The organism is Massilia sp. CT11-108 (assembly GCF_047302915.1).
Classification (GTDB): domain Bacteria; phylum Pseudomonadota; class Gammaproteobacteria; order Burkholderiales; family Burkholderiaceae_D; genus Telluria; species Telluria orientalis.
In genome coordinates this window covers 1-1,709 of the sequence record NZ_JBKYMO010000813.1, presented here as the reverse complement: position 1 = coordinate 1,709, position 1,709 = coordinate 1, and the positions used below count along the sequence as shown (strand labels likewise).

At 68.9% G+C, this 1,709-nt stretch carries 1 protein-coding gene; it reads right to left on the bottom strand.

Annotated elements, in window-relative coordinates:
* The coding region (locus ACEN88_RS30985; protein WP_413345911.1) for a glycosyl hydrolase family 95 catalytic domain-containing protein at window positions 1-1,709 on the bottom strand (1,709 nt) is incomplete at both ends.

The following is a 1,709-nucleotide window of genomic DNA, read 5'->3' as shown; positions in this document are numbered from 1 at the left end:
CCGCATCGCCGCGCGCACGCCGGCGTTGGCCGCGGCCGCGAAGCGCACGCTGGAAGCGCGCGGGGCTGATCTGGCGGCCCGGGAACAGCGCAAACAAATGCGATACGTGGCGGTGCGTGTCGCCCGGCGTGTCCAGCACCGGATCCTTTTTCTCGTCGAGCCACTCGAGCAGCTGGCCCCAGCTGCCGACCTTCGGCGCCGCGAGCCGGTCGCGCATACGGGCGAGCCTGTCGCGCAGCGGCTTGTCGACGCCGAGCACGTCCGCCGCTTCCACCGTGTTGTTGAACAGGTCCCAGACGATCTCCTGGTCGTACGTGACGCCGTCCTCGATGGGGCCGTGCTCGGGCGACCAGCCCTGCGGCGCGACGAGGCGGCCGTCCGGCAGTTCCTTCAGGTAGTCCTGCCAGAACGCGCTCGCCTCCTTCATCATCGGGTACGCGACTTCGCGCAGGAACGCTTTATCCTGCGTGAACGCGTAGTGTTCCCAGAAGTGCTGGGCGTACCACGCGTTGCCCGTCTTGTTCCAGGTATAGCTCATGCCGCCGAACGGGTTCGATTCCGTGCGCAGGGTCCAGCCGCGTACCGGCCGCATCTTCCCTTGCTTATCCCTGGTCTTGAATTCCGCCGCCGTCGCCTGGCGCCACACCGGCGCCACGCTCGTCACGAAGCCGAAGAACGGTTTGGCCATCTCGGACAAATTCGCCACCTCGGCCGGCCAGTAATTCATCTGGACGTTGATGTTCGTGTGGTAGTCCGAGCGCCACGGCGGCGTGAGGCTGTTGTTCCACAGGCCCTGCAGATTGGCCGGGAGCGAACCGCGCGAGCTGGACGCCAGCAGGTAGCGGCCGTACTGGAAGTACTGCGCTTCCAGTTCGGGGTCGTTGCCGTCCTTCGTGTACGCCAGCACGCGCGCGTCCGTCGGCAGCGCCTTGCGGTCCGCCGCCGTCGCGCCCAGGTCCAGCTGCACGCGGCCCAGCAGGGTGGCCACGTCGCGTTCGTGCTCGGTGCGCAGCTGGTCGGCGGGACGCGCGGCCGCGGCCGCAACCTGCGCCGTGACGCGCGCCAGCGGATGCTCTCCGCGGAAGTGCTGCGCCGCGTCGGCGACATAACTGGTGCCCGCGCCCACGATGACGGTCAGCGCGTCGCAGCCCGTGAACACGATGCGGCCGTTTTCGATGACTGCCTTGCCGCCCTCGTTCACGACGCGCACCTGGCTCGCGTAGTCCAGCGTGTTGGTCGTCGGCGCCTCGTTCGGCAGCGTCCAGCCGGCCAGCGTGCCCGTCGCGTACAGCGTGTCCTTGCTGGAGGCGAGATGCGCGCCGTGGCGGTCCGACAGCGCGATCGATCCCGTGTACTGACCCGGCTTGTCCGCCGTCAGGCGCAGGATCATCACTTGCGCCGGATGGCTCGCCCACGCCTCGCGCCGGAAGTGCGCGCCGCCGTGCGTGTACGTGACGGTGTGGACGGCGCGCGCGATGTCGAGCGTGCGCCGATAGTCTTGCGCATCCCTGTCGTGCCCGGGCAGGTCCACGACGACGTCGCCGAACGGCTGATACGTCCCCGTCTCCTTCGCGTCGCCCGACCACAAGGTGATGTCGTTGAACTGCAGGTGCTCGCGCGCGAGCCCGCCGAACACCATCGCGCCGATGCGGCCGTTGCCGATCGGGAGCGCTTCCTTCTCCCAGCCCTGATCGTTGTCCTGGGCCGGG